This is a genomic window from Streptomyces sp. NBC_00390 (genome assembly GCF_036057275.1).
Taxonomy (GTDB): Bacteria; Actinomycetota; Actinomycetes; order Streptomycetales; family Streptomycetaceae; genus Streptomyces.
The window spans coordinates 3,448,016-3,473,126 of sequence record NZ_CP107945.1; the positions used below are offsets into that span (position 1 = coordinate 3,448,016).

Genomic DNA, 25,111 nt, shown 5'->3' on the forward strand with positions numbered 1-25,111 from the left:
GTTCGCGGACGCCGGACGGCGCCCGCCTCCCCCACGACTGTGACGTGCGCCACTGGCACTCCGGCCGGGGCCGGGACCTGCCGCGTGATGGATCCCACCCACCACACGCGCCGCGCACGCACGACAATGACCGTGTGATCTCTTCGCCGCCACGAAGCGCCCACCGCCGGGCCGAGCCTCCGTCGACGCCGTATGTCGACCTCACCCGCGCGGAGTGGAGCGCGCTGCGCGAGAGAACGCCGCTGCCCCTCACGGCCGAGGAGGTCGAGCGGCTGCGCGGCCTCGGTGACGTCATCGACCTGGACGAGGTCCGCGACGTCTATCTGCCGCTCTCCCGGCTGCTCAACCTCTATGTGCAGGCCACGGCCGAGCTGCGGGGCGCCCTCAACACGTTCCTCGGTGACGCAGGCAACGGGCACGGCGCCCAGCGCGGCACGCCGTTCGTCATAGGCGTCGCCGGTTCCGTCGCGGTCGGCAAGTCCACCGTCGCGCGTCTGCTGCAGGCCCTGCTGGCCCGCTGGCCCGAGCACCCGCGCGTCGAACTCGTCACCACCGACGGCTTCCTGCTGCCGATGAAGGAGCTCCAGGCCCGCGGCCTGACGTCGCGCAAAGGCTTCCCCGAGTCGTACGACCGCCGGGCGCTGACCCGGTTCGTCGCCGACATCAAGGCCGGGAAGGACGAGGTCACCGCACCCGTCTACTCACACCTGATCTACGACATCGTCCCGGACGAGCGCCTGACCGTACGCCGCCCGGACATCCTCATCGTCGAGGGACTCAACGTCCTGCAGCCCGCCCTGCCCGGCTCCGACGGGCGCACCCGGGTCGGACTCGCCGACTACTTCGACTTCAGCGTGTACGTCGACGCACGGCCGGAGGACATCGAGACCTGGTACCTCAACCGCTTCCGCAAGCTGCGCGAGACGGCGTTCCAGAACCCCTTCTCGTACTTCAGGAAGTACACCCAGGTGTCCGAGGAGGAGGCTCTGGACTACGCGCGCACCATGTGGCGCACCATCAACAAGCCCAATCTGCTGGAGAATGTGGCGCCGACCCGCGGCCGGGCCACGCTGGTGCTCCGCAAGGGTCCCGACCACAAGGTGCAGCGCCTGTCGCTGCGCAAGCTGTAGGAGTCGCTGCGCGTGCTTCACCTTCGCCTGATCACCCCGGGCAACCGTACGGCCGAGGTGGTCTCCCTCATCGAGAAGACCGTCGGCACGGCACATCTCGCCGTGGTGCCCGGCGCGGCCCGCAACCCCCAGGGCGATCTGGTGCTGTGCGATGTGGCACGGGAGGCCGGTGACGCGCTGATCGGCGAGCTGCGTGCCCTGGGCATCGACGAGAGCGGCTCGATCGCCGTCGAGGACATCGGCCTCTTGCTCTCCAGACGCGCCGACAAGGCCGAGAAGGAGGCACCGGGGGAAGGTGCGGACGCGGTGCTGTGGGAGCACCTGGAGGACGCCACCCACGAGGAGTCCACGCTCAGCGGCACCTACATCGCCTTTCTCACCCTCGCGACGATGATCGCGGCCTGCGGTGTGGTCCTCGACAACGCCATCCTGATCGTGGGCGCAATGGCGGTCGGCCCGGAGTTCGGCCCACTGGCCGGGATGTGTACGGCCCTGGTCCAGCGCGCCCCGCGGCTGGCCTGGCGCTCGTTCCAGGCGCTGATCGTGGGCTTCGCCGCCGCCATTGTGGTCACCGTGGGCTTCAGCTACTTCATGGATGCACTGGATCTGTTCTCCAGGGCGAAGCTGGATGCCGAGCGTCCCAACACGAGCTTCATCTACGCCCCGGACGAGTTCTCGTTCATCGTCGCTCTGCTCGCGGGCGCCGCCGGCATGCTCTCGCTGACCTCGGCGAAGTCCGGCGCACTGGTCGGCGTCGCGATCTCGGTGACCACGGTCCCGGCGGCGGCCAACGCCGCGGTCGCCTTCAGCTACGCCGAGTACAAGCAGGCATGGGGCTCGACCGAGCAGCTGCTGCTGAACCTGCTGGGCATCGTGCTGGCAGGCACGCTGACCCTGCTGCTCCAGAAGGTGCACTGGGCGATTCAGCGCCGGCGCACAGCGAAGCTCTGACGCACCCGCCTCAGCTGCCCGTCCCGAGAGTCTCCTGCAGCCAGTCGAAGACGACCTCGCAGTGCAGTTGCGGGGCCATCGGGGAGCAGTGCAGCTGGGCGCCTTCGGCCGTGGTGAGCTTCACGTAGTCCTTGGGAGCCGTCAGCTTGTCGAACATCTCGCGCGGCTGGCCGGGATAGAACTGCTCGTAGTCGTAGTCGAGGACCAGTGTGGGCATCTTGATACGGCCCACGACGGACGTGATGTCGAGCGATGCGACGAGCTTTGCGGGCGTGTAGAAGTCGGTGAACATCCTGCCCTCGCGGGCGGCGAGCATCGCCGGGACGGAGAACGGCTCGAAGCGCTTCTTCAGCGTCGCGGCGACGGACGGAGGCAGCTCGGGGACGACCTCCTTGTTCCAGATGTTGTTGGTCTCCGTCTTGCTCGGGGTGAGGATCTCCCGGAGCTCCGGAGGAAAGCCCAGCCAGGGCGAGAGGCAGCCGGGCATGGCCACGAGGGCGGCGATCCTGTCCTCGAAGGCGGCGGCCCGCGGGGCCAGATCGCCCGCCATGCTCAGTCCGGTGAGCCCGATCTTGTCCTTGTCGACGTCGGGGCGGGCGGTGAGCCAGTCGACGAGGGGGCTGACGGCCTTCTCCCACGTCGGGGTGAAGACCACCTGGTCCACGAAGAGAAGCTGTCCCTGGCCGGGCCCGTCGTACACCAGGGCGTTCCAGCCGCGATCCAGCGCGGCCTGGACGCCGTAGGTCCACATGTCGACGTTCTGTCCGTCGCTGCCGTTGGTGAGGATCACGGTGGGGCGGCGCGTGGTGGACTCGTCCGGCCGGAAGAACCAGACCGGAAGCGGAGTACTGCCGTACGGGACCTTGGCCTTCACCGGCGCCGGGTCGCACCGGTCGCAGAACGTGTCCCAGGCGCCCCGCCCGTCCTTGTACAGCTGCTCCTCACTGCCGGGGTCGTCGGAGCCGAGGACGAAGAACAGCGCCTGGCCGTAGTACTGCGCGGCCCGCAGCGCGCGGAAGCGCGTGGTCTGGTCTCCGGGCCTGCCGCCGCCCTCGGGCGCCTCCATCAGCTGGTCGCCGAGCTTCCTGAAGGTCTCGACATACGTCTGCGCGGAGAGGCCTGCCTTGTTGATCGCGTTGACGGCGGTGAGTACTTCGCCCACCTCACCGGCGCCGGAGCCGGAGCCGCCCAGGGCGAGGAGCCCGTTGAAGTTGTACGCAGGGTCCTTGAACAGGGTCATCGCCCCGGGCGTGGGACCGCCCGCGGGAGCAGAGGCCGACGCCGTACGGCTGGGAGTGGGCGCATTCGCCGGCGCGGCACCCGAGGAACTGCACCCCGCGGACAGCGCGGCTCCGGCGCCTGCGACGAGCCCGGCGAGCGCCGTGCGACGCGTGGGGCCTGATGCGTGATCACTCGATACGTACGTCATGCCAGCCGAACGTAGGACCCACGCCCGCGGGCCCCGCTCCGCGACACCCGTCGTTACCTCGAACGGCGCTGCCCGGGTCCCGCCGGAAAGAGACCCCGGCGGGGTGTACGCGGGGGCCGGCCCCTGCGTACACCCGGCCACACGGAGGTCAGCCCAGCGCGGACTTCACCACATCGGCCAGCCGGCCCGCCACGCTGCGCGCCTGGTCGATGTCCGCCGCCTCGACCATCACCCGGACCAACGGCTCGGTGCCGGACGGACGCAGCAGTACGCGGCCCGTCACGCCCAGCTCCCGCTCCGCCTCGGCGACGGCCTGGGCCAGCTCCGGAGAGGTGTCCACCCGCGACCTGTCCACATCCGGGACGTTGACCAGCACCTGCGGCAGCCGCTCCATCACGCCGGCCAGTTCGGCCAGCGAGCGGCCGGTCGCCGCGACACGGGCCGCCAGCATCAGGCCGGTGAGGGTGCCGTCGCCGGTCGTGGCGTGATCGAGGGCGATGACGTGCCCGGACTGCTCGCCGCCGAGCGCGAAGCCCTCGGCCTTCATCGCCTCCAGGACGTAACGGTCACCGACCGCAGTCTGGACGAGCTTCACGCCCTCGCGCTCCATGGCCAGCTTGAAGCCGAGGTTGGACATGACGGTGCCGACGACGGTGTCCCCGCGCAGCGTCCCGGCCTCGCGCATGGCGAGCGCCAGCACCGCCAGGATCTGGTCGCCGTCGACCTCGTTGCCGTCGGCGTCCACGGCCAGGCACCGGTCCGCGTCGCCGTCGTGAGCGATGCCGAAGTCGGCGCGGTGCTCGACGACCGCGGCCTTCAGCAGGCCCAGGTGGGTCGAGCCGCAGCCGTCGTTGATGTTGAGACCGTCGGGCTCCGCGCCGATCGTGACGACCTGCGCACCGGCCCGGGCGAAGGCCTCCGGAGAGACCCGGGACGCCGCGCCGTGCGCCTCGTCGAGGACGACCTTCAGCCCGTCGAGGCGGTTGGGGAGGACGGCGATGAGGTGGGCGACGTATGTGTCGAAGCCCTCGTCGTAGTCCGTCACACGGCCCACTCCGGCGCCTGTCGGCCGCTCCCACGGCTCTCCGGTCCGGTGCTGCTGATAGACCTGCTCGATACGGTCCTCGAGCTCGTCCGCGAGCTTGTGGCCGCCGCGGGCGAAGAACTTGATGCCGTTGTCCGGCATGGCGTTGTGGCTGGCGGACAGCATCACGCCGACATCCGCGCCCAGCGAGCCCGTCAGATGCGCCACCGCGGGGGTGGGCAGCACACCGACGCGCAGCACGTCGACACCCGCGCTCGCGAGGCCGGCCACGACGGCGGCCTCCAGGAACTCTCCGGAGGCACGGGGATCGCGCCCGACCACCGCGGTCGGCCGATGGCCGGCGAAGGTGCCCGCCTCGGCCAGCACATGTGCCGCAGCGACCGACAGGCCGAGCGCGAGCTCTGCCGTCAGATCGGCATTGGCGACACCGCGTACACCGTCCGTTCCGAAGAGTCGTCCCACTGTTGTCCTCCGAGAATGGTGAATGCTCGAACCGTTATACGCCCGAGGCTGTCGAGTCGATAAACGAACGCCCCGGCAGCACGGAGTGCCGCCGGGGCGAACGAATAGCCGTACAAGCTGTACAGGCCAGCGTGCGATTTAGCGCTTGCTGTACTGCGGGGCCTTGCGGGCCTTCTTGAGACCGGCCTTCTTGCGCTCGACCGCACGGTCGTCGCGGGAAAGGAAGCCGGCCTTCTTCAGGGGGCCGCGGTTGTTGTCCACGTCCGCCTCGTTCAGCGCGCGGGCCACGCCGAGGCGCAGGGCGCCGGCCTGACCGGAGACGCCGCCACCCGAGATGCGGGCGATGACGTCGTAGCGGTTGTCGAGCTCGAGCACCTTGAAGGGCTCGTTGACTTCCTGCTGGTGCACCTTGTTGGGGAAGTAGTCCTCAAGGGTGCGACCGTTGATCTTCCACTTGCCGGTGCCCGGGACGATCCGGACGCGGGCAATGGCGTTCTTGCGACGGCCCAGGCCGGCAGCCGGCTGCGGGTCGCCGAAGCGGGACGCCATGGACTCGGAGGTGTACTCGCCCTCGACGGGGGCGTCGGACTCGAAGGTGGTGACCTCGGCGTAGGTCTCTTCGCCCTCGAGCGGGGTCTCGGCGGTGGTCTCGGCCACGATGCTCCTCAGATTTCTTTTCGTCTTAGGGGGTGGCCGGAACTACTGCGCGACCTGGGTGATCTCGAACGGGACCGGCTGCTGAGCAGCGTGCGGGTGGTTCTCGCCCGCGTAGACCTTCAGCTTCGAGAGCATCTGACGGCCCAGGGTGTTCTTGGGGAGCATGCCCTTGACGGCCTTCTCGACGGCCTTCTCGGGGTTCTTCGCGAGCAGCTCGTCATAGCGGACGGAACGCAGACCACCCGGGTAACCGGAGTGGCGGTACGCCATCTTCTGGGTCCGCTTGTTGCCGGAAAGGTGCACCTTGTCCGCGTTGATGATGATGACGAAGTCACCAGCGTCAACGTGCGGCGCGTAGATCGGCTTGTGCTTGCCCCGGAGAAGGGTTGCGGCGGTGGTCGCCAGACGGCCCAGGACGATGTCCTGCGCGTCGATGATGTGCCACTGGCGCGTCACATCGCCGGGCTTGGGGCTGTACGTACGCACGGTCGTAGCCTTCGCTTCTTCAGTGAGTGGGTATCTCCCGGCCCGTGAGGGCAGGAGAACAGGTCCTGACAAGGCCACCCGGACGATCACGACAGCCTTGGCGGCGCTACGGGGACGCAACCCGAGTGCCAGCCGCTGGTCATCGGCCCGGTGGACCGGCGTAAGGGCCCCTCACGTGAGATAGAGCAAGCCAATACGCATAACGAACCAGAAGAATACCCGCGTGGCCCTGCACGGGTCAAAACGGCTGGTGCCCGGCGGGCCGGGGATCAGGGCGCGCCGAGTGCCTGGGCAAGGAACCGGGCCTCGTTCTCCTTGAGCCCCACGGCGATGACGGCGGTCCCGGCAGTCAGCGGATCCCGGATCGAAACGCTGACCAGCAGCCGGTCGTCACCCTGGACGAACGCCAGCTTGCCCGCCGGATCGTCCACCGGCAGGCTGCGGCCCGCGATCTTCCCGGTCAGCTCGGCGAACTTCGCGCGGTCGGCGTCCTCCAACGTGACGCGGACGGACCAGCCCTCACGCCCTGGCGGCTTCTCCTCGTAGGCGCTGACCTCTTTGAACCGGTTGACGGTCATCCCGGGGGCCGTCGAGGCGATGACGCAGTTCTGGCGCTTGTCCGAGGTGAAGGACCGGCCGTCGGGCGCGGGCGTCTGCGTCAAGGGCAGGTCCGGCGAGTCCGTGGGGCACACCCCGGGAGACTCGCTCTCCACCTCCAGGATGCGTACGGGCTCGTCCGGCAGGCCCGCGGCCGCCTTCCCGCCGCCCTCCCAGGGGCGTACGGCCAGGAGCACCGCGAGCACCACGGCTCCTGCTCCGGCAGTCCACGTGAGCCGGGTCCGCCGCACCCGTGGCGCCGAAGTCGCGGTCGGCGCGTCCAGGCGACCGGTCGGGCGGGGCAGCGGAACCCCGGCCGTCGCCGCGTCCGGGTCGACACGCCGGCGGGCGTCCTCCACCGCCCGGACGCGCTGATCCCGGTGCCGCTCGATCGCCTCGACCCACGCCCCGCTCAGCCAGTCCTCGACTCCGCGGGCGTCCGGGCGCTCGCCGAGCCGGACCGCGCAGTACGCGAGGATCTCCGCCGGAGCGGGCCGGTCCGCCGGGTCCAGCTCCAGACACGGCAGGACCAGCCCCTCCAGCTCGGCGGGCAGCCCGGAGACGTCCAGGTCGCCCCTCGCCGTGCGGACGAGCTGTTCCATGGCCGGTCCCGCGCCGCCGTCGCGGTAGGGGGCCCGGCCGACGGCCAGACAGAAGAGCGTCGCCCCGAGCGAGTAGACGTCCGACGCGGCGGTGGTCTCCTCGCCACGGGCCTGCTCGGGCGAGGCGTAGGCGACCGTGCCGAGCGCGGTCCGGGTCCGGGTCACGTCATGGGCCTGCGAGATCCCGAAGTCGATCACCCGCGGGCCCTCGACGGGCAGCAGGACGTTCGACGGCTTCACGTCCCGGTGCACGAGACCGGCGGCATGGATGGAGACCAGCGCCTCCGCCATCCCGGCCGCCACCCAGTACAGCGCGCTCGCGCCGAGCGTCCCGCAGCCCTCCACCAGTTCGCGCAGGGACGGAGCGGGGACGTACTCGGTGGCCATCCACGGCACCGCGGCCTCCGCGTCGGCCGCCACCACGCTCGCGGTGAACACGCCCTGGACGCGCTGGGCGAGCACGACCTCACGGGCGAAGCGGCGGCGGTCCTCCTGGCTGTCGGTGATCAGCGTCTTCACCGCGACGACACGGCCGCCCGGGGAGCGGGCGAGATAGATGCGCCCCATACCGCCGCCGGCGAGCTCGTCCAGCACCGTGAACGCCCCGAATCTGCGGCCCGGGCGGACCGCGTCCGCCACACCGTCGACCTGCATGTCCGCCCCCCGGGGATCACATCGCTGCCCGACGGCTCACCCCTACCCACGCGGGGCCCGGGCTGCACCCGGGGCACCGCGCTGGACCCGCCCTTCCAAGCCGGAGGGGCCGGGCCTCCCGGGCCACGCCTGCCGACAGCGCAGAGCGGCTCTGCCGGCCCGGCGGAGCCGACGGTCCACCCGTCAGGCCCCGGACCCGGGACGCACCCGCTGGGGCGCCGCCTCGGGCCTCGCTGCGCGAACGCCGGAAGGGCCGAGGTTCCCGGACGGTGCCGTGCCCCCTCACCGGATCGCGCCGCTCCCCGATCGCCGCGGAGGCCGGGGCCGCCGTGCCCCACACCCGCCGACCGCCCGAGGTCACCGCGCCCGCTGCACCCTTCGCTCGTCCCACACCGGCTCCGCCGTCTCCCGGACCATCCCGTCCGAGCCGAACACCAGGTACCGGTCGAAGGAGCGGGCGAACCAGCGGTCGTGGGTGACGGCCAGCACCGTGCCCTCGTACGCCTCCAGGCCCGCCTGGAGCGCCTCTGCCGACTCCAGGTCCAGGTTGTCCGTCGGCTCGTCCAGCAGCAGCGCCGTCGTGCCCGACAGCTCCAGCAGCAGGATCTGGAAGCGCGCCTGCTGGCCGCCCGACAGCTTCTCGAAGGGCTGGTCGCCCTGGCGCTCCAGTTCGTACCGCCGCAGGGCCGACATCGCCCCGCCCCGGTCCTTCGCGTGCTCCGTCCACAGGATGTCGACGAGCGTCCGCCCGAGCAGCTCGGGGTGCGCATGGGTCTGGGCGAAGTGGCCCGGCACCACGCGCGCGCCCAGCTTCCACTCGCCCGCGTGGGCCACCTGCTCGCCCGCCAGCAGCCGCAGGAAGTGCGACTTGCCGGAGCCGTTCGAGCCGAGCACCGCCACCCGTTCCCCGTAGAAGACCTCCAGGGAGAACGGCTTCATCAGGCCCGAGAGCTCAAGACCCGTGCAGGTCAACGCCCGCACACCGGTCCGGCCGCCTTTCAGCCGCATCCTGATGTCCTGCTCGCGCGGCGGCTCCGGAGGCGGGCCCGCCTCCTCGAACTTCTTGAAACGCGTCTGCATCGCCCGGTACCGCGACGCCATGTCGGGGCTGATCGCCGCCTGCTGCCGGAGCCGGTGCACCAGCGCCTTCAGCCGGGCGTGCTCCTCGTCCCAGCGCCGCTTGAGCTCCTCGAAGCGCGCGAACCGTTCCCGTCTCGCTTCGTGGAAGGTCGCGAAGCCCGCGCCGTGGACCCAGACGTCCGACCCGGCAGGCCCCGGCTCCACGGCGACGATCCGCTCCGCCGCCCGTGCCAGCAGCTCGCGGTCGTGGGAGACGAACAGGACCGTCTTGCGGGTCTCCTTCAGCTGTTCCTCGAGCCACCGCTTGCCGGGCACGTCCAGGTAGTTGTCCGGCTCGTCCAGCAACAGGACCTGGTCGGGCCCCCGCAGCAGCGCCTCCAGCACGAGCCTCTTCTGCTCACCGCCGGAGAGGGTCCGCACCTGCCGCCACTGCGCCTTGTCGTACGGCGTCCCCAGCGCGGCCATCGTGCACATGTCCCAGACGGTCTCGGCCTCGTACCCCCGCGCCTCGGCCCAGTCGCTCAGCGCCTGGGCGTACGCCATCTGCGCGGACTCGTCGTCGACGGTCATGATCGCGTGCTCCGCGGCGTCGACCGCGGCCGCCGCCGCACGGATCCGCGGCTGTGCGACCGACACGAGCAGATCCCGGACGGTGCGCTCGTCGCGTACCGATCCGACGAACTGTCGCATCACACCCAGCCCGCCGCTGACACCCACCGATCCGCCGTGCGGCCGCAGCTCTCCGGCGATCAGCCGCAGCAGCGTGGTCTTCCCCGCGCCATTGGCTCCCACCAGGGCCGCGACCGCGCCCTCGCCCACCCGGAACGACACATCACCGAGGAGCACCCGCCCGTCCGGTAGGCAGTACTCCAGATGCGCCGCTTCTACATGTCCCATGAGGCCCAGTCTCACCGCCGGGGACGCCTTCGCCCAACAGGTTTAGGATGCGCGGCATGAGCTTTGGGCAAGGGGGACCTCAGTGGGGCCCCGGTGGACAGAATCAGGATCCGTACGGAACGCAGGACCCGTACGGAGGTCAGCGCCCTTACGGGAGCCGTAACGCGTACAACTCGGGCGCGGACACGTTCGATCCGTTCGGTACGCGGCGCGCCAACGACGACGCGAACACGCCCGACTGGGCCGCGCTCGCCGACGCCTCCGCCGCCCGTGCCCGCCGTAAACGCCTGATGATGGTCGGCGGCGGCGCTCTCGCGACCGCAGTCATAGCCGGCGCGGTCGCGACCGCGATCGTCTCGTCCAACAAGGACAGCGGCAACAGCGCCACGGGCAGCGTCACCAGCACGCTGCCCGGCCCGCCCGAGCTGCCGCAGGACACCACGCAGGCCGAGCCGTCGTTCGCGTCCGTGGACCCCCTGCCCCCGCCGAGTCCCAAGGAGTTCATCTCCGACCGGAAGAAGGACACGGCGCCGCTGAGCGTCGACAGCCTCTTCCCCGGCAAGAAGCTGACGATGGGCGACCGCGTCTACGCCAAGGGCGCCACGTCCCGCACCGGCGACTGCGCGTCCGCCACCAAGGATGCGCTCGGCCCGGTCCTCGAGAACAACGGCTGCGACCAGGTCTTCCGCGCCACCTACAGCGCGAGTGGCATTGCCGTCACCGTCGGCGTAGCCACCTTCGAGAACGAGGCGAAGGCCAAGAAGGCGGTGCAGCAGGCGTCCGGGAGCATCGCTCCGCTGGCCGGCAAGGGCGTCCCCGCCTTCTGCAAGACCGGTACGGTGTGCCGCCGGGTGTCCAACTCCTACGGCCGGTACGCCTACTTCACCATCACCGGCTACACGAAGGCCAAGTCCGTCACGAAGGGGGACTCCAAGGCCTTCCAGACGGGCGACGACCTGGCGGAGTTCACGTTCCGTCAGATCAGGCGCCGCGGCGAGGCACAGGCCTCAGCCGCAGCCTCCGCACCCGCCGGCTGAGCCGGGCAGCGACCGTTTGTTGCGGGCCTCCCGGCTGCGGGCGGCCAGCAACTCGTCGGCGGGGTAGCCGACTTCCTCCAGTGTGAGCCCGTGCGGACGCACCACATGGACGGCCGAGTCCCGTACCCCCGCGGCCAGAACCTTCGCCGGCCAGTCCACCGGCCGGTGCCCGTCGCCCACGAACAGCAGCGCGCCGACCAGCGAACGCACCATGTTGTGGCAGAAGGCGTCCGCCCGCACGGTCGCCGTGAGAACTCCGGACGCGTCCCGCTCCCAGGACAGCTGCTGCAGCGTGCGGATGGTCGTCGCACCTTCGCGCTTGCGGCAGTACGCCGCGAAGTCGTGCTCCCCCACCAGCTGCGCGGCGGCGGCGTTCATGGCCTCGACGTCCAACGCCCAGTCGTGCCACAGGACATGACCGCGCAGCAGCGGATCCACCCCGCCCGGATCATCGGTCACCCGGTAGGCGTACCGCCGCCAGACCGCCGAGAAGCGCGCGTTGAACCCGGCCGGAGCCTCCTCGACCTTCCAGACCCGCACATCGTGCGGGAGCCGTCCGGCGAGCCGGCGCAGCAGCTTCTCCTGGTGCTCGGCCCATACGTCCTCGGGCAGATCGACGTGGGCGACCTGGCCGCGGGCATGCACACCGGCGTCCGTACGCCCGGCGACCGTCAGCTCGTACGTCCGGGACGAACGGGTCACCGTACGCAGCGCGTCCTCGATCTCGCCCTGCACGGTCCGCTGCCCGCGGGCCTGCTTGGCCCAGCCGGAGAAATCCTTGCCGTCGTACGAAAGATCCAGCCGCACCCGTACGAAGCCGGGCTCCGCCTCGTCGCTCACGCGATCCATCCTCTCAACCTCGCACACAAGCGGAACGGGCCCGTACCCCCGAGGGGATACGGGCCCGCCCGTCAGCCTTCAGAACGCGGTTCAGGCGTCCTTGGACTCCTCGGCCGGAGCCTCGGCAGCCTCGTCGGCCTTCGCCTCGACGGCGTCGTCCTTCTTGAGGGCGTCTTCCTTGACCGCACGCTTGGTGGCGGCCTCGGCCTCGGCGACGGTCGCCTTCTTCGCGATCTCACCCTCGACCAGCTCGATCACAGCCATCGGGGCGTTGTCGCCACGGCGGTTGCCGATCTTGGTGATGCGGGTGTAGCCGCCCGGGCGCTCGGCGTAACGCGGCGCGATCTCGGTGAAGAGCGTGTGGACGATGCCCTTGTCCGTGATCGTCTGCAGCACCAGGCGACGGTTGTGGATGTCGCCCTTCTTCGCCTTGGTGATCAGGCGCTCGGCGACCGGACGCAGGCGGCGGGCCTTGGCCTCGGTCGTGGTGATGCGGCCGTGCTCGAACAGCGACTTCGCGAGGTTCGCGAGAAGCAGACGCTCGTGCGCGGCGCTGCCGCCGAAACGGGCTCCCTTGGTGGGACGCGGCATGGTGTTTCTCCTTGTGATCTGCACCGGCCGTATCAGGTACCGGTGTCAGTTACCGACGGACGGCCGCCCGCCGGAAGCGTTCACGCCGCCGGACGGGCTTGAAGATCAAACCCGTCCGGCATTGAGGTCGGTGCCTCAGCCGTGGCGCACGGCTCAGTACTGCTCGGTCTCCACGAAGCCCGCGTCCGCGTCGTCGTCGGCGCCGAAGGCGTCGGCGGCAGCGGTCGGGTCGAATCCGGGCGGGCTGTCCTTGAGGGCCAGGCCCATGCCGGCCAGCTTCGCCTTGACCTCGTCGATCGACTTCGCACCGAAGTTGCGGATGTCGAGCAGGTCGGCCTCGGAGCGGGCGACGAGCTCACCCACGGAGTGGATGCCCTCGCGCTTGAGGCAGTTGTACGACCGAACGGTGAGCTCGAGCTCCTCGATCGGCAGCGCCAGATCGGCGGCCAGGGCGGCGTCCGTCGGGGACGGGCCCATGTCGATGCCCTCGGCGTCGATGTTGAGCTCGCGGGCCAGACCGAACAGCTCGACCAGGGTCTTGCCGGCGGACGCCATGGCGTCGCGCGGGCGCATGGCCTGCTTGGTCTCGACGTCGACGATCAGCTTGTCGAAGTCGGTCCGCTGCTCGACACGGGTCGCCTCGACCTTGTACGTGACCTTGAGCACCGGGGAGTAGATGGAGTCGACCGGGATACGGCCGATCTCCTGGCCCACCTGCTTGTTCTGCACGGCGGAGACGTAACCGCGACCGCGCTCGACGGTCAGCTCCATCTCCAGCTTGCCCTTGCCGTTGAGCGTCGCGAGGACCAGGTCGGGGTTGTGCACCTCGACACCGGCCGGCGGGGCGATGTCGGCGGCGGTGACCAGACCCGGACCCTGCTTGCGCAGGTACATCACGACCGGCTCGTCGTGCTCCGAGGAGACGACCAGCTGCTTGATGTTCAGGATGAGGTCGGTGACGTCCTCCTTGACGCCCGGCACGGTGGTGAACTCGTGCAGGACACCGTCGATGCGGATGGACGTGACCGCCGCACCCGGGATCGAGGAGAGGAGCGTACGGCGCAGAGAGTTGCCGAGCGTGTAGCCGAAGCCCGGCTCCAGGGGCTCGATGACGAACCGCGAGCGGTACTCGTCAACAACCTCTTCGGTCAGCGAGGGGCGCTGAGCGATAAGCATGGTGTGATTCCTTCAGTCGGGGGCGCCCACTATTTGACGCCCGACCCACCGGGCGATGACCCGGTATTCAAAACTACTGCACTACTGCAAGGGTACGGGCGATACGACCCCGAAGGGGCGTACCGCCCGAATCCCACATCAGCCACAGATGCTCACGCATCTGAGGTCAGACGCGCCTCCGCTTGGGGGGACGGCAGCCGTTGTGCGGCGTGGGGGTGACGTCCTGGATCGAGCCGACCTCGAGGCCCGTGGCCTGGAGGGAGCGGATCGCGGTCTCACGGCCGGAGCCGGGACCCTTGACGAAGACGTCGACCTTGCGCATGCCGTGCTCCTGCGCGCGGCGGGCGGCCGACTCGGCGGCCATCTGCGCGGCGAAGGGGGTGGACTTGCGCGAGCCCTTGAAGCCGACGTGGCCGGCGGAGGCCCAGGAGATCACGTTGCCGCTCGGGTCCGTGATCGAAACGATCGTGTTGTTGAACGTGCTCTTGATGTGCGCGTGGCCGTGAGCGACGTTCTTCTTTTCCTTGCGGCGCACCTTCTTGGCAGCGCCCTGACGTCCCTTGGGGGGCATGTCTTAACTCCTACGGAGGTGGTCGGTCCTACAGCGAAGACCGCTGGCTGTGCGGGGGCTCGGGGGTCGCCCCCCGAATCCCGCAGCGTCCTGCTGCGGACTACTTCTTGCCCGGCTTCTTCTTGCCGGCGATGGCGCGACGCGGACCCTTGCGGGTACGAGCGTTCGTGCTGGTGCGCTGACCGTGGACCGGAAGACCGCGGCGGTGACGCAGACCCTGGTAGCAGCCGATCTCGACCTTGCGGCGGATGTCGGCCTGAATCTCGCGACGGAGGTCACCCTCGGTCTTGAGGTTGGCGTCCACGTACTCGCGGATCTTGACCAGGTCCTCTTCGGCCAGGTCACGAACGCGGGTGTTCGGGTTCACACCGGTCGCGGCGAGAGTCGCCTTCGACTGGGTGCGGCCGATACCGAAGACGTAGGTGAGTGCGACCTCCACACGCTTGTCGCGCGGGATGTCAACACCGGAAACGCGTGCCATTCAATGGCTCCTGTGTGTTCGGGGGTCTTCCGCAGTACCGCTCCCGACCGCCGACCGCTCCCCGCCTGGGAGAGAGGTGGTACGCCCGGGTCCCCGGCCCCCGCCGGAGGTGTCGTCAGCCGTGGCTTGGACGGGCACTGCGTATGTACGAATTTACTTACGTCGCGCGAAGAACTGCGAGGTGCAGGTCGGCGTGCGTCAGCCCTGGCGCTGCTTGTGGCGCAGGTTGTCGCAGATGACCATGACCCGGCCGTGACGGCGGATCACCTTGCACTTGTCGCAGATCTTCTTGACGCTCGGCTTGACCTTCATGGGATGTGAGGTTCTCCGGGTCAGTGCCGCCACCCCGCTCGCGGGGCGCGACAAGATCTACTTGTACCGGTAGACGATCCGGCCACGCGTCAGGTCGTACGGAGACAGCTCCACCACGACCCGGTCGTCCGGAAGGATTCGGATGTAGTGCATCCGCATCTTGCCGGAGATGTGCGCGAGGACCTTGTGACCGTTCTGGAGTTCCACCTTGAACATGGCGTTCGGGAGGGACTCGATCACGGTGCCCTCGATTTCGATGGCACCTTGCTTCTTGGCCACGCTTCGCCTTTCGAATCGGCTACCTTGATCGACTCTCCCCGGGTGCGGACACACGGGCGCACGAGAGCCGACGCATCAGTCTACGTCAGGGCCCTCGAAATGACGAATCCGGCAAGTCTGCCCATGCGTGGAGATCATTACGCCAGAGGATCCGGGGCCGCGGTCACGCCCAGTTCGGCCAGCTTCGCCCGGCCGCAGTCCGGCGAGGTCAGCACCAGCGGGCCCTCCTCCGTCAGCGCCACCGAGTGCTCCCAGTGCGAGGACCAGGTCCCGTCCGTCGTGATGACGGTCCAGTCGTCCTTCAGGACCTCGGTGTGCGGCGTGCCGAGGGAGACCATCGGCTCGATCGCCAGGCAGAAGCCGGGGACCAGCTTCGGGCCGCGGCCGCGCTTCTTGGAGACGTAGTTCAGCAGGTGCGGGTCCATGTGCATCTCGGTGCCGATGCCGTGGCCGCCGTACTCCTCGATGATCCCGTACCGGCCACCGCCCGGCTTCGGCTGGCGGCGGATGTAGGTCTCGATGGCGCGGGAGATGTCGACGAGCCGGCTGCCGTTCTTCATCGCGGCGATACCGGCCCACATCGACTCCTCGGTGACCCGGGAGAGTTCGATGAGCTCCGGGGCATGGCCGCTGCCCACGAACGCCGTGTACGCAGCGTCCCCGTGCCAGCCGTCGATGATCGCGCCGGCGTCGATGGAGATGATGTCGCCGTCCTTGAGAACGGTCCTGTCGTCCGGGATGCCGTGGACGACCACCTCGTTGACGGAGGTGCAGATCGTCGCGGGGAACCCGCCGTACCCCAGGAAGTTGGACTTCGCACCGTGGTCGGAGATCACCTTCCGCGCGACCTCGTCCAGGTCACGTGTGGTGGCGCCCGGCACCGCGGCCTCACGGGTGGCCGCGTGGATGGCGGCGACGACAAGTCCCGCCTCGCGCATCTTCGCGATCTGCTCGGGGGTCTTGATCTGCACCATTGCGGTGGACGCCTTTCTGGGTCGCGGGAGGGGCCTATCAACAATACGGCCGCGGCGTCCTTCGGACACCGCGGCCGTACTCTCTGCGTCTGTGCTGCTGCCGGCGGCTCAGGCCTGGGCGGCCTTGTCCACCTGCAGCGCCTCCATGGCCCGGGCGGTCACATCGGTGACCTTGCCCAGCGCGGAGATGGTGACCACCAGGCCCTGGGCCTTGTAGTAGTCGATGACCGGCTCGGTCTGCGTGTGGTAGACCTCGAGCCGCTTGCGCACGGTCTCCTCGGAGTCGTCGTCGCGCTGGTACAGCTCGCCGCCGCACTCGTCGCAGACGCCCTCGGTCTTCGGCGGCGTGTACGACACGTGGAAGACGTGCGCGCTGTTGTTGCGGCACACCCGCCGTCCGGCGATCCGCTTGACGACCTCGTCCTCGGGGACCTCCAGGTCGAGGACGGCGTCCAGCTTGAGGCCCTCGCCCTTCAGCATCACGTCGAGCGCCTCGGCCTGCCTCACGTTGCGCGGGAAACCGTCGAGCAGAAAACCGTGCTCGGCGTCGGGCTGTGCCATCCGGTCCTTGGCCATCCCGATCGTCACCTCGTCGGGGACAAGGTTGCCGGCGTCCATGAACGCCTTTGCCTGCTTGCCCAGCTCCGTGCCCTGCGAGATGTTGGCGCGGAACAGGTCGCCCGTGGAGATGTGCGGGATCGACAGGTTCTTGGCAAGGTACGCAGCCTGCGTTCCCTTCCCGGCACCGGGCGGTCCGACGAGGACGATTCGCATCAGCGGAGGAACCCTTCGTAATTGCGCTGCTGGAGCTGGCTCTCGATCTGCTTCACGGTCTCCAGACCCACACCCACGATGATGAGGATGCTCGTCCCGCCGAACGGGAAGTTCTGGTTCGCGCCTCCGAAGCCTGCCAACGCCATCGTCGGGACAAGAGCAATCAGACCCAGGTACAGCGAGCCCGGCCAAGTGATCCTGTTGAGCACGTAGCTCAGATACTCGGCAGTAGGTCGACCAGCCCGGATACCCGGGATGAAGCCACCATACTTCTTCATGTTGTCCGCGACTTCCTCGGGGTTGAACGAGATCGCCACATAGAAGAAGGCGAAGAACACGATCAGAAGGAAGTACGTAGCGATGTAGTAGGGGTGGTCACCCTTGACGAAGTGGGCTTCGATCCAGGTCTTCCAGCCTGCGTTCGAGCTGGAGAACTGTGCGACGAGCGCCGGGATGTAGAGCAGCGACGAGGCGAAGATGACGGGAATCACACCCGCCTGGTTCACCTTGAGCGGGATGTAAGTGGACGTACCGCCGTAGGACCTGCGGCCGATCATGCGCTTCGCGTACTGCACGGGGATGCGGCGCTGGGCCTGCTCGACGAAGACGACGAGGGCCACCATCACGAAGCCGATCAGGATGACCGTGCTGAACTCGATCCAGCCCTTGGCGAGCTTGCCGCTCTCCTTGATGGCCCACAGGGCACCGGGGAAGCCGGCGGCGATCGAGATGAACATCAGGATCGACATGCCGTTGCCGATACCGCGGTCGGTGATCAGCTCACCGAGCCACATGACGGCGGCGGTGCCCGCGGTCATGGTGATGACCATGACGACGGTCGTGAAGATCGAGCGGTTCGGGACGATCTCCTGAGCGACCCGGCAGCCGCTGAAGAGCGCACCGCTGCGGGCAGTGGCCACCAGGCCGGTGCCCTGCAGCACGGCGAGAGCCACCGTGAGGTAACGCGTGTACTGGGTGATCTTCGCGGTGCCGGACGAACCCTCCTTCTTGAGGGCCTCCAGCCGTGGAATGACCACCGTGAGCAGCTGCAGGATGATGCTCGCCGTGATGTACGGCATGATGCCGAGCGCGAAGATGGTGATCTGCAGCAGCGCGCCGCCACTGAACATGTTCACCAGCCCGAACAGGCTGTTGTTGCCCTTCTGGGCCGCTTCCACACAGATCTGTACGTTCTGATAACTCACGCCCGGAACCGGGATGTGGGACCCGAGGCGGTACAGAACGATGATGGCGAGCGTGAACAGCAGCTTCTTGCGCAGGTCGGGCGTCTTGAACGCCCGGGCGAACGCGGTGAGCACGGTGCCTCCTGCGACCCCCGCGCTTCTGCGTCAGAGGTGACGGTCTTGAGGATCGACGAATACGAATCAGGCAATCGACCGCACGGTGCACCCCTGCGGACACGCCGCGCGGCCGGGGTCCCGGGGGCGGGCCCCCGGGTGAATAACAGCAACAGTGCACGCCACCTTACCGGCGACCCTGCCCCCCTTGGAACGACCAACCGGGGATGCCCCATTTGAGAGGCATCCCCGGCTGGATGTTCAGGCCATCGAGTCGTCTCAGACGAGCTCGGTGACGGTGCCGCCGGCGGCGGCAATCTTCTCCTTGGCGGAGCCGGAGACGGCGTCGACCGTCACCTGCAGTGCCACGGAGATCTCGCCCTGGCCCAGGACCTTGACGAGGCTGTTCTTGCGCACGGCACCCTTGTCGACCAGGTCGGCAACGGTGACCTCACCACCCTGCGGGTACAGGGCGGCCAGCTTGTCCAGGTTCACGACCTGGTACTCGGTGCGGAACGGGTTCTTGAAGCCCTTGAGCTTCGGGAGGCGCATGTGGAGGGGCATCTGCCCACCCTCGAAGCGCTCCGGAACCTGGTAACGGGCCTTGGTGCCCTTGGTACCACGACCGGCCGTCTTACCCTTCGACGCCTCACCACGACCGACACGGGTCTTGGCGGTCTTGGCACCGGGGGCGGGACGGAGGTTGTGGACCTTCAGCGGGTTCTGCTCCGCCATGTCAGTCGACCTCCTCGACCGTCACGAGGTGGCGGACGGTGTGCACCATGCCGCGGAACTCGGGACGGTCCTCCTTGACGACCACGTCGTTCAGGCGCTTGAGCCCGAGCGAACGCAGGGTGTCGCGGTGGTTCTGCTTGCTGCCGATGTACGACTTCGTCTGCGTGATCTTGAGGCGAGCCATTACGCACCCGCTCCCGCACGCGCACGCAGCAGAGCCGCGGGGGCGACGTCCTCGAGCGGCAGACCACGGCGAGCCGCGATCTCCTCGGGACGCTGCAGGCCCTTCAGGGCCGCCACGGTCGCGTGCACGATGTTGATCGCGTTGTCGGAGCCCAGGGACTTCGACAGGATGTCGTGAACGCCGGCGCACTCGAGCACGGCACGCACCGGGCCACCGGCGATAACGCCGGTACCGGGGGAAGCCGGCTTGAGCAGGACGACGCCCGCAGCCTTCTCACCCTGGATCGGGTGCGGGATGGTGCCCTGGATACGGGGGACCTTGAAGAAGTGCTTCTTGGCCTCCTCAACACCCTTGGCGATGGCGGCCGGCACCTCCTTGGCCTTGCCGTAACCGACACCCACGGTGCCGTCACCGTCGCCCACCACGACCAGCGCGGTGAAGCTGAAGCGACGACCACCCTTCACAACCTTGGCGACACGGTTGATCGCGACAACGCGCTCAACGTAAGCGGTCTTCTCGGCGGCAGCTGCGCCGCCGTCACGGCCCTTCCGGTCCCGCCGCTCGCCGCCACCGGCACCGCTTCCGCGGCGCTGGGGTCCAGCCATTGGAATTACCTCTCTTCGTTTTCCGCTGAGCTACGGAACCGGCTCAGAACTTCAGGCCGGCTTCGCGGGCGGCGTCCGCCAGGGCGGCGATGCGCCCGGCGTACTGGTTGCCGCCACGGTCGAACACGACAGCCTCGACTCCGGCGGCCTTGGCACGCTCGGCCACGAGCTGGCCGACCTGCTTCGCCTTCGCCGACTTGTCGCCTTCGCCGCCGCGGATGGACGAGTCCAGGGTGGACGCCGACGCGAGGGTGTGCCCCGCGAGGTCGTCGATGACCTGAGCCGTGATGCCGCGGTTGGACCGGGTGACGACCAGGCGCGGACGCACCGGGGTACCCGAGACCTTCTTGCGGATGCGGATGTGGCGACGCTTCAGGGAAGCGCCCTTGTAGGCCTTGCCCTTGGCAATCTTCACGCCGTATGCCATGGCTTACTTACCAGCCTTTCCGACCTTGCGGCGGATGACCTCGCCCGCGTACTTCACGCCCTTGGCCTTGTACGGGTCGGGCTTGCGCAGCTTGCGGATGTTCGCGGCGACCTCGCCGACCTTCTGCTTGTCGATGCCCTCGACCGAGAACTTGGTCGGCGACTCGACCTTGAAGGAGATCCCCTCGGGGGCCTCCACCAGGATCGGGTGGCTGTAACCGAGCTGGAACTCCAGGTTGGAGCCCTTCGCGGCGACGCGGTAACCGACACCGCTGATCTCGAGCGCCTTCGTGTATCCCTGGGTCACACCGGTGATCATGTTCGCCACCAGCGTGCGGGACAGGCCGTGCAGGGCCTTGTTCTGACGCTCGTCGTTGGGACGGGTGACGTTCAGCACGCCCTCCTCGCCCTTAACAATCTCGATCGGCGCGGCAACGGTGTGCATGAGGGTGCCCTTGGAACCCTTCACAGTGACCGTGCGGCCGTCGATGGTGACGTCCACACCGGCGGGAACCTGGATGGGCAGCTTGCCAATACGCGACATGAGCTATTCCTCCGTTCCCGACTACCAGACGTAGGCGAGGACTTCCCCACCTACGCCCTTCTTGCCTGCCTGCTGACCGGTCAGGAGACCGTGCGACGTGGAGATGATCGCCACGCCGAGGCCGCCGAGGACCTTGGGCAGGTTGGTGGACTTCGCGTAAACCCGCAGACCGGGCTTGGAGATCCGCTTGATGCCCGCGATGGAGCGCTCACGGTTCGGGCCGAACTTCAGCTCGAGAACGAGGTTCTTGCCGACCTCGGCGTCCTCGACCTTCCAGCCCGTGATGAAGCCCTCCTGCTGGAGGATCTCCGCGATGTGAGACTTGATCTTGCTGTGCGGCATCGCCACGGTGTCGTGGTACGCCGAGTTCGCGTTTCGCAGACGCGTAAGCATGTCTGCGATGGGATCAGTCATGGTCATGAATTGGCCTTCGGCCTCTCTCGCCGGGGTTTCCTGTATGCGCCATCCCTCTCCCCACACAGGGGCGGGACGGGTGCGGCGCGGGGACCTACGGCGTAGTAAGTCGGTAGGGCGGCGGACGCCCAACCCCACAAGCCTACGGCATGGGGAAGGGGCGCTCCGCCGACCCAGTGCTTACCGAGAGACTCCGGTCATTCCCAAGTAGGGAATTACCAGGAGCTCTTGGTCACGCCCGGCAGCTCGCCACGGTGAGCCATCTCACGAAGGCACACGCGGCACAGGCCGAACTTGCGGTAGACGGAGTGCGGACGGCCGCAGCGCTGGCAGCGGGTGTACGCACGCACACCGAACTTGGGCTTACGAGCAGCCTTGGCAATCAGAGCCTTCTTCGCCATCTCGCTTACGCCTCCTTGAACGGGAAGCCGAGGTGACGGAGAAGCGCACGGCCCTCAGCGTCGTTGGTCGCCGTGGTCACCACGGTGATGTCCATACCCCGGACGCGGTCGATCTTGTCCTGGTCGATCTCGTGGAACATGACCTGCTCCGTGAGACCGAAGGTGTAGTTGCCACGGCCGTCGAACTGCTTGGGGGACAGGCCGCGGAAGTCGCGGATGCGCGGCAGCGCGAGCGACAGGGTGCGGTCCAGGAACTCCCACATGCGGTCGCCACGGAGCGTGACGTGGGCACCGATCGGCTGGCCCTCACGCAGCTTGAACTGCGCGATGGACTTACGGGCCTTGGTGACGGCCGGCTTCTGGCCGGTGATCGTGGTGAGGTCCTTGATGGCGCCCTCGATCAGCTTGGAGTCGCGGGCGGCGTCGCCCACACCCATGTTGACCACGATCTTGACGAGGCCGGGAATCTGCATGACGTTCTCGTACGAGAACTCCTCACGCAGCTTGCCCGTGATCTCCTCGCGGTACTTCGTCTTCAGACGCGGAGTCGTGGTGGTAGCCATCAGATGTCCTCACCCGTCCGCTTGGCAACGCGGATCTTGTTGCCTTCGTCGTCGAAGCGGTAACCGACGCGCGTGACGACCTTGTTGCCGTCCTTCTCCACGACGAGCTGAACGTTGCTCACGTGGATCGGGGCCTCGGTCGTGACGATGCCACCGGTCTGCGAACCGCGAGCGGTCTGACCGGCCTTGGTGTGCTTCTTGACCCGGTTGACACCCTCGACCAGGACGCGGTCCTCGCGGGGGAAGGCCGCGATGACCTTGCCCTGCTTGCCCTTGTCCTTGCCGGTGATGACCTGAACCAGGTCGCCCTTCTTGATCTTCATGCTTACAGCACCTCCGGCGCGAGCGAGATGATCTTCATGAACTTCTTCTCGCGCAGCTCACGGCCGACCGGGCCGAAGATACGGGTGCCACGAGGGTCGCCGTCGTTCTTGAGAATGACAGCGGCGTTCTCGTCGAAGCGGATGTACGAGCCGTCCTGGCGGCGGCGCTCCTTGACGGTGCGAACGATGACCGCCTTGACGACGTCACCCTTCTTCACGTTGCCACCGGGGATCGCGTCCTTGACGGTGGCGACGATGACGTCACCGATGCCCGCGTAGCGGCGACCCGAGCCACCGAGAACACGGATGCAAAGGATCTCCTTGGCACCAGTGTTGTCGGCGACGCGAAGTCGCGACTCCTGCTGGATCACGTCTATCTCCTGTTTGTCTGCCGGTTCCCGGCCGGGGCTGTACTGGACAGCCCCGACCGAGCCTGGCGGAACTGACTCGAAGGGTTACCCCTTCAAGTAATTACTTGGCCTTCTCGAGGATCTCGACGATGCGCCAGCGCTTCGTCGCCGACAGCGGACGCGTCTCCATGATGAGGACGCGGTCGCCGACGCCGGCAGCGTTCTGCTCGTCGTGCGCCTTGAGCTTGTTCGTACGGCGGATGACCTTGCCGTACAGCGCGTGCTTCACACGGTCCTCGACGGCGACGACGACGGTCTTGTCCATCTTGTCGCTGACGACCAGACCCTCACGGGTCTTGCGGAATCCGCGTGCTTCCTTGTTCTCGGTCACGTTGCTCTCGCTCATCAGGCGCTCTCCACCGTCTCGATGCCCAGCTCGCGCTCACGCATCAGGGTGTAGATCCGCGCGATGTCCTTCCGGACGGCCTTCAGCCGACCGTGGTTCTCGAGCTGACCCGTCGCCGCCTGGAAGCGGAGGTTGAACAGCTCTTCCTTGGCCTCGCGGAGCTTGGCAACAAGCTCCTCGTTGCCCAGTTCGCGCAGCTCGGACGCCTTGGTACCGGCCGACATCACGCTTCACCTGCCTCGCGCTTGACGATCCGGCACTTCATCGGCAGCTTGTGCGCCGCGCGAGTCAGAGCCTCACGTGCAATCTTCTCGTTCGGGTAGGACAGCTCGAACATGACCCGGCCCGGGTGCACGTTCGCGACCCACCACTCCGGGGAACCCTTACCGGAACCCATGCGGGTCTCGGCAGGCTTCTTGGTCAGCGGGCGGTCCGGGTAGATGTTGATCCAGACCTTGCCGCCACGCTTGATGTGGCGGGTCATCGCGATACGAGCCGCCTCGATCTGGCGGTTGGTCACGTACGCCGGAGTCATGGCCTGAATGCCGTACTCGCCGAACGCAACCGTCGTACCACCCTTGGCCATACCGCGGCGCTTGGGGTGGTGCTGCTTGCGGTGCTTGACCCTACGGGGGATCAGCATGTCGGTCAGGCCTCCGTTCCGGTGCTCTCAGCAGCCGGAGCGGCGGCGGGAGCGTCGGCCTTGGGGGCCTCGGCAGCCGGAGCCTGCTGCGGCTTGCGACCGCGACCGCCACGCTCGCCACCACGGCCACCACGGCCGGCCGGGCGGTCAGCACCGCCACGGGCCGGACGGTTGCCGGCGCGGGCAGCGGCGTTCTCGGCGCGGACCTCGGCGATGTTCTTGACGTCGCCCTTGTAGATCCAGACCTTCACACCGATACGGCCGAAGGTGGTCTTGGCCTCGAAGAAGCCGTACTCGACGTTCGCGCGCAGCGTGTGCAGCGGCACACGACCCTCGCGGTAGAACTCCGAGCGGGACATCTCGGCGCCGCCGAGACGGCCGCCACACTGGATCTTGATGCCCTTGGCGCCCGCCTTCATGGCCGACTGCATGCTCTTACGCATGGCGCGGCGGAAGGAGACGCGGGAGGACAGCTGCTCGGCAACGGCCTGGGCCACGAGCTGAGCGTCGACCTCGGGGTTCTTGACCTCGAGGATGTTCAGCTGGACCTGCTTGCCCGTGAGCTTCTCGAGGTCGCCGCGGATGCGGTCGGCCTCGGCGCCACGGCGGCCGATGACGATGCCGGGACGCGCGGTGTGGATGTCCACCCGCACGCGGTCACGGGTGCGCTCGATCTCAACCTTCGAGATGCCGGCGCGCTCCATGCCGGACGTCATCATCCGACGGATGGCGACGTCTTCCTTGACGTAGTCCTTGTACAGCTTGTCGGCGTACCACCGGGACTTGAAGTCCGTGGTGATGCCGAGCCGGAACCCGTGCGGGTTTACCTTCTGGCCCATTACCGGGTTCCTTCCTTGCTGCTGACGACCACGGTGATGTGGCTGGTCCGCTTACGGATCCGGTAGGCACGGCCCTGAGCACGCGGTCGGAACCGCTTCAGGGTCGGGCCCTCGTCCACGTACGCCTCGCTGATGAACAGCGAAGAGGCGTCCGTGTGGTCGTAGTTGTGCGCGGCGTTGGCAATGGCGCTGTCCAGCACCTTGCCGACCGGCACGCTCGCGGCCTGCGGGGCGAAACGCAGGACCGCCTGAGCCTCCGTGGCATCCATGCCACGGATGAGGTCCACCACGCGGCGGGCCTTCATGGGCGTGACGCGGATGTACCGCGCCTGGGCCCTGGCTTCCATGGTTGTCC

At 68.2% G+C, this 25,111-nt stretch carries 34 protein-coding genes; 3 read left to right on the forward strand and 31 right to left on the reverse strand.

All coding sequences use genetic code 11. The features are described 5' to 3' along the window. The first annotated feature begins 134 nt into the window (after nt 1–134). Nucleotides 135–1,130 (forward strand): type I pantothenate kinase, encoded by a 996-nt coding sequence (gene coaA, locus OHS70_RS14685; RefSeq protein ID WP_328397547.1) that lies wholly within the window; start codon nt 135–137, stop codon nt 1,128–1,130. 12 nt (nt 1,131–1,142) lie between these two features. Further along, nucleotides 1,143–2,081, forward strand: coding sequence for a DUF389 domain-containing protein (locus OHS70_RS14690; protein WP_328397549.1), 939 nt, complete (start codon nt 1,143–1,145; stop codon nt 2,079–2,081). 10 nt (nt 2,082–2,091) lie between these two features. On the opposite strand, the gene OHS70_RS14695 is transcribed toward OHS70_RS14690, so the two are convergent. The 6 genes from OHS70_RS14695 to OHS70_RS14720 form a co-directional block, all read right to left on the reverse strand. Next, complete coding sequence (locus OHS70_RS14695) at nt 2,092–3,321, reverse strand: alpha/beta hydrolase family protein (protein WP_328397551.1); 1,230 nt, start codon at nt 3,319–3,321, stop codon at nt 2,092–2,094. 337 nt (nt 3,322–3,658) lie between these two features. Further along, entirely contained in the window at nt 3,659–5,017 is a 1,359-nt protein-coding gene (glmM, locus tag OHS70_RS14700) for a phosphoglucosamine mutase (protein WP_328397553.1), read from the reverse strand. A 138-nt stretch (nt 5,018–5,155) separates the two neighbouring features. Then, nucleotides 5,156–5,674 (reverse strand): 30S ribosomal protein S9, encoded by a 519-nt coding sequence (rpsI, locus tag OHS70_RS14705; RefSeq protein WP_328397555.1) that lies wholly within the window; start codon nt 5,672–5,674, stop codon nt 5,156–5,158. A 42-nt stretch (nt 5,675–5,716) separates the two neighbouring features. Then, nucleotides 5,717–6,160, reverse strand: coding sequence for a 50S ribosomal protein L13 (gene rplM, locus OHS70_RS14710; protein ID WP_328397557.1), 444 nt, complete (start codon nt 6,158–6,160; stop codon nt 5,717–5,719). Between the two features lie 269 nt (nt 6,161–6,429). Beyond that, nucleotides 6,430–8,013, reverse strand: coding sequence for a serine/threonine protein kinase (locus OHS70_RS14715; protein WP_328397559.1), 1,584 nt, complete (start codon nt 8,011–8,013; stop codon nt 6,430–6,432). A 357-nt stretch (nt 8,014–8,370) separates the two neighbouring features. Continuing rightward, entirely contained in the window at nt 8,371–9,990 is a 1,620-nt protein-coding gene (locus OHS70_RS14720) for an ATP-binding cassette domain-containing protein (protein ID WP_328397561.1), read from the reverse strand. Between the two features lie 56 nt (nt 9,991–10,046). On the opposite strand from OHS70_RS14720, the gene OHS70_RS14725 reads away from it, so the two are divergent. Further along, nucleotides 10,047–11,027, forward strand: coding sequence for a hypothetical protein (locus tag OHS70_RS14725; protein WP_328397563.1), 981 nt, complete (start codon nt 10,047–10,049; stop codon nt 11,025–11,027). Here the strand turns inward: OHS70_RS14725 and truA are convergent. From truA to rplV, 25 genes are all read right to left on the reverse strand, one after another. Further along, nucleotides 10,998–11,867, reverse strand: a complete 870-nt coding sequence (gene truA / locus OHS70_RS14730) for a tRNA pseudouridine(38-40) synthase TruA (RefSeq protein WP_328397565.1) — start codon at nt 11,865–11,867, stop codon at nt 10,998–11,000. The two genes, OHS70_RS14725 and truA, sit on opposite strands and share 30 nt — an antisense overlap. 90 nt (nt 11,868–11,957) lie before the next feature. Next, on the reverse strand, nt 11,958–12,458 hold the full coding sequence (gene rplQ, locus OHS70_RS14735; RefSeq protein ID WP_328397567.1) for a 50S ribosomal protein L17: 501 nt from the start codon (nt 12,456–12,458) through the stop codon (nt 11,958–11,960). Between the two features lie 153 nt (nt 12,459–12,611). Continuing rightward, nucleotides 12,612–13,634 (reverse strand): DNA-directed RNA polymerase subunit alpha, encoded by a 1,023-nt coding sequence (locus tag OHS70_RS14740; RefSeq protein WP_003956430.1) that lies wholly within the window; start codon nt 13,632–13,634, stop codon nt 12,612–12,614. A gap of 166 nt (nt 13,635–13,800) precedes the next feature. Next, nucleotides 13,801–14,205 carry a 30S ribosomal protein S11 gene (rpsK, locus tag OHS70_RS14745; protein WP_003956432.1) on the reverse strand — a complete coding sequence of 135 codons (405 nt, stop codon included), beginning with the start codon at nt 14,203–14,205 and terminating at the stop codon, nt 13,801–13,803. Between the two features lie 100 nt (nt 14,206–14,305). Next, nucleotides 14,306–14,686 carry a 30S ribosomal protein S13 gene (gene rpsM / locus OHS70_RS14750; protein ID WP_004946638.1) on the reverse strand — a complete coding sequence of 127 codons (381 nt, stop codon included), beginning with the start codon at nt 14,684–14,686 and terminating at the stop codon, nt 14,306–14,308. 198 nt (nt 14,687–14,884) lie between these two features. Further along, a complete protein-coding gene (gene rpmJ / locus OHS70_RS14755; RefSeq protein ID WP_003956441.1) occupies nt 14,885–14,998 on the reverse strand; it encodes a 50S ribosomal protein L36 in 114 nt (37 codons plus the stop codon). A gap of 57 nt (nt 14,999–15,055) precedes the next feature. After that, complete coding sequence (infA, locus tag OHS70_RS14760) at nt 15,056–15,277, reverse strand: translation initiation factor IF-1 (protein WP_003956442.1); 222 nt, start codon at nt 15,275–15,277, stop codon at nt 15,056–15,058. A gap of 137 nt (nt 15,278–15,414) precedes the next feature. After that, a complete protein-coding gene (gene map / locus OHS70_RS14765) occupies nt 15,415–16,251 on the reverse strand; it encodes a type I methionyl aminopeptidase (protein WP_328397569.1) in 837 nt (278 codons plus the stop codon). 108 nt (nt 16,252–16,359) lie between these two features. Continuing rightward, the gene (locus OHS70_RS14770; protein WP_328397571.1) at nt 16,360–17,025 is read right to left on the reverse strand and encodes an adenylate kinase; all 666 of its coding nucleotides are present in this window, start codon (nt 17,023–17,025) and stop codon (nt 16,360–16,362) included. Further along, the gene (gene secY / locus OHS70_RS14775) at nt 17,025–18,344 is read right to left on the reverse strand and encodes a preprotein translocase subunit SecY (RefSeq protein ID WP_328397573.1); all 1,320 of its coding nucleotides are present in this window, start codon (nt 18,342–18,344) and stop codon (nt 17,025–17,027) included. The genes OHS70_RS14770 and secY overlap by 1 nt, the downstream gene beginning before the upstream one ends. A gap of 258 nt (nt 18,345–18,602) precedes the next feature. Then, entirely contained in the window at nt 18,603–19,058 is a 456-nt protein-coding gene (gene rplO / locus OHS70_RS14780) for a 50S ribosomal protein L15 (protein WP_100108609.1), read from the reverse strand. 1 nt (nt 19,059) lies between these two features. Then, nucleotides 19,060–19,242: a 50S ribosomal protein L30 gene (gene rpmD, locus OHS70_RS14785; RefSeq protein WP_005313525.1), complete on the reverse strand. Its 183-nt coding sequence runs from the start codon at nt 19,240–19,242 to the stop codon at nt 19,060–19,062. Beyond that, nucleotides 19,242–19,847 (reverse strand): 30S ribosomal protein S5, encoded by a 606-nt coding sequence (rpsE, locus tag OHS70_RS14790; RefSeq protein WP_005313527.1) that lies wholly within the window; start codon nt 19,845–19,847, stop codon nt 19,242–19,244. Before rpsE ends, rpmD begins: the two co-directional genes overlap by 1 nt. 43 nt (nt 19,848–19,890) lie before the next feature. Further along, nucleotides 19,891–20,274 carry a 50S ribosomal protein L18 gene (gene rplR / locus OHS70_RS14795; RefSeq protein ID WP_328397579.1) on the reverse strand — a complete coding sequence of 128 codons (384 nt, stop codon included), beginning with the start codon at nt 20,272–20,274 and terminating at the stop codon, nt 19,891–19,893. A gap of 3 nt (nt 20,275–20,277) precedes the next feature. Continuing rightward, a complete protein-coding gene (gene rplF / locus OHS70_RS14800) occupies nt 20,278–20,817 on the reverse strand; it encodes a 50S ribosomal protein L6 (RefSeq protein WP_328397581.1) in 540 nt (179 codons plus the stop codon). Nucleotides 20,818–20,838: 21 nt separating this feature from the next. Then, nucleotides 20,839–21,237: a 30S ribosomal protein S8 gene (gene rpsH, locus OHS70_RS14805; RefSeq protein WP_018528360.1), complete on the reverse strand. Its 399-nt coding sequence runs from the start codon at nt 21,235–21,237 to the stop codon at nt 20,839–20,841. Between the two features lie 209 nt (nt 21,238–21,446). Continuing rightward, a complete protein-coding gene (locus OHS70_RS14810; protein ID WP_003956452.1) occupies nt 21,447–21,632 on the reverse strand; it encodes a type Z 30S ribosomal protein S14 in 186 nt (61 codons plus the stop codon). A gap of 5 nt (nt 21,633–21,637) precedes the next feature. Continuing rightward, a complete protein-coding gene (gene rplE, locus OHS70_RS14815) occupies nt 21,638–22,195 on the reverse strand; it encodes a 50S ribosomal protein L5 (RefSeq protein ID WP_328397586.1) in 558 nt (185 codons plus the stop codon). Beyond that, nucleotides 22,195–22,518 (reverse strand): 50S ribosomal protein L24, encoded by a 324-nt coding sequence (gene rplX, locus OHS70_RS14820; RefSeq protein ID WP_019888758.1) that lies wholly within the window; start codon nt 22,516–22,518, stop codon nt 22,195–22,197. Before rplX ends, rplE begins: the two co-directional genes overlap by 1 nt. A 2-nt stretch (nt 22,519–22,520) precedes the next feature. Beyond that, the gene (rplN, locus tag OHS70_RS14825; protein WP_003956455.1) at nt 22,521–22,889 is read right to left on the reverse strand and encodes a 50S ribosomal protein L14; all 369 of its coding nucleotides are present in this window, start codon (nt 22,887–22,889) and stop codon (nt 22,521–22,523) included. 100 nt (nt 22,890–22,989) lie between these two features. Beyond that, a complete protein-coding gene (gene rpsQ / locus OHS70_RS14830) occupies nt 22,990–23,274 on the reverse strand; it encodes a 30S ribosomal protein S17 (protein WP_264246571.1) in 285 nt (94 codons plus the stop codon). After that, on the reverse strand, nt 23,274–23,498 hold the full coding sequence (gene rpmC, locus OHS70_RS14835) for a 50S ribosomal protein L29 (RefSeq protein ID WP_017949657.1): 225 nt from the start codon (nt 23,496–23,498) through the stop codon (nt 23,274–23,276). Before rpmC ends, rpsQ begins: the two co-directional genes overlap by 1 nt. Beyond that, nucleotides 23,498–23,917 (reverse strand): 50S ribosomal protein L16, encoded by a 420-nt coding sequence (gene rplP / locus OHS70_RS14840; RefSeq protein WP_005313579.1) that lies wholly within the window; start codon nt 23,915–23,917, stop codon nt 23,498–23,500. Before rplP ends, rpmC begins: the two co-directional genes overlap by 1 nt. A 5-nt stretch (nt 23,918–23,922) precedes the next feature. Next, nucleotides 23,923–24,756 (reverse strand): 30S ribosomal protein S3, encoded by an 834-nt coding sequence (rpsC, locus tag OHS70_RS14845; protein ID WP_328397597.1) that lies wholly within the window; start codon nt 24,754–24,756, stop codon nt 23,923–23,925. Then, nucleotides 24,756–25,103, reverse strand: a complete 348-nt coding sequence (gene rplV, locus OHS70_RS14850) for a 50S ribosomal protein L22 (RefSeq protein ID WP_009327087.1) — start codon at nt 25,101–25,103, stop codon at nt 24,756–24,758. Before rplV ends, rpsC begins: the two co-directional genes overlap by 1 nt. Nucleotides 25,104–25,111: the final 8 nt, after the last annotated feature.

Coding starts and splice junctions, on each gene's coding strand:
- rplX (WP_019888758.1), bottom strand. CDS start 22,518: ATGAAGATCAAGAAGGGCGACCTGGTTCAGGTCATCACCGGCAAGGAC.
- rplQ (WP_328397567.1), bottom strand. CDS start 12,458: ATGCCGCGTCCCACCAAGGGAGCCCGTTTCGGCGGCAGCGCCGCGCAC.
- rplR (WP_328397579.1), bottom strand. CDS start 20,274: ATGGCATACGGCGTGAAGATTGCCAAGGGCAAGGCCTACAAGGGCGCT.
- OHS70_RS14720 (WP_328397561.1), bottom strand. CDS start 9,990: ATGGGACATGTAGAAGCGGCGCATCTGGAGTACTGCCTACCGGACGGG.
- rplV (WP_009327087.1), bottom strand. CDS start 25,103: ATGGAAGCCAGGGCCCAGGCGCGGTACATCCGCGTCACGCCCATGAAG.
- rpsK (WP_003956432.1), bottom strand. CDS start 14,205: ATGCCCCCCAAGGGACGTCAGGGCGCTGCCAAGAAGGTGCGCCGCAAG.
- rplO (WP_100108609.1), bottom strand. CDS start 19,058: ATGGCGGAGCAGAACCCGCTGAAGGTCCACAACCTCCGTCCCGCCCCC.
- map (WP_328397569.1), bottom strand. CDS start 16,251: ATGGTGCAGATCAAGACCCCCGAGCAGATCGCGAAGATGCGCGAGGCG.
- rpsQ (WP_264246571.1), bottom strand. CDS start 23,274: ATGAGCGAGAGCAACGTGACCGAGAACAAGGAAGCACGCGGATTCCGC.
- rpsC (WP_328397597.1), bottom strand. CDS start 24,756: ATGGGCCAGAAGGTAAACCCGCACGGGTTCCGGCTCGGCATCACCACG.
- OHS70_RS14810 (WP_003956452.1), bottom strand. CDS start 21,632: ATGGCGAAGAAGGCTCTGATTGCCAAGGCTGCTCGTAAGCCCAAGTTC.
- rplE (WP_328397586.1), bottom strand. CDS start 22,195: ATGGCTACCACCACGACTCCGCGTCTGAAGACGAAGTACCGCGAGGAG.
- OHS70_RS14770 (WP_328397571.1), bottom strand. CDS start 17,025: ATGCGAATCGTCCTCGTCGGACCGCCCGGTGCCGGGAAGGGAACGCAG.
- rpsH (WP_018528360.1), bottom strand. CDS start 21,237: ATGACCATGACTGATCCCATCGCAGACATGCTTACGCGTCTGCGAAAC.
- rplP (WP_005313579.1), bottom strand. CDS start 23,917: ATGCTGATCCCCCGTAGGGTCAAGCACCGCAAGCAGCACCACCCCAAG.
- rpmJ (WP_003956441.1), bottom strand. CDS start 14,998: ATGAAGGTCAAGCCGAGCGTCAAGAAGATCTGCGACAAGTGCAAGGTG.
- rpsE (WP_005313527.1), bottom strand. CDS start 19,847: ATGGCTGGACCCCAGCGCCGCGGAAGCGGTGCCGGTGGCGGCGAGCGG.
- rpsM (WP_004946638.1), bottom strand. CDS start 14,686: ATGGCACGCGTTTCCGGTGTTGACATCCCGCGCGACAAGCGTGTGGAG.
- rpmC (WP_017949657.1), bottom strand. CDS start 23,498: ATGTCGGCCGGTACCAAGGCGTCCGAGCTGCGCGAACTGGGCAACGAG.
- rplF (WP_328397581.1), bottom strand. CDS start 20,817: ATGTCGCGTATTGGCAAGCTGCCCATCCAGGTTCCCGCCGGTGTGGAC.
- rpmD (WP_005313525.1), bottom strand. CDS start 19,242: ATGGCTCGCCTCAAGATCACGCAGACGAAGTCGTACATCGGCAGCAAG.
- OHS70_RS14715 (WP_328397559.1), bottom strand. CDS start 8,013: ATGCAGGTCGACGGTGTGGCGGACGCGGTCCGCCCGGGCCGCAGATTC.
- OHS70_RS14725 (WP_328397563.1), top strand. CDS start 10,047: ATGAGCTTTGGGCAAGGGGGACCTCAGTGGGGCCCCGGTGGACAGAAT.
- OHS70_RS14740 (WP_003956430.1), bottom strand. CDS start 13,634: ATGCTTATCGCTCAGCGCCCCTCGCTGACCGAAGAGGTTGTTGACGAG.
- OHS70_RS14695 (WP_328397551.1), bottom strand. CDS start 3,321: ATGACCCTGTTCAAGGACCCTGCGTACAACTTCAACGGGCTCCTCGCC.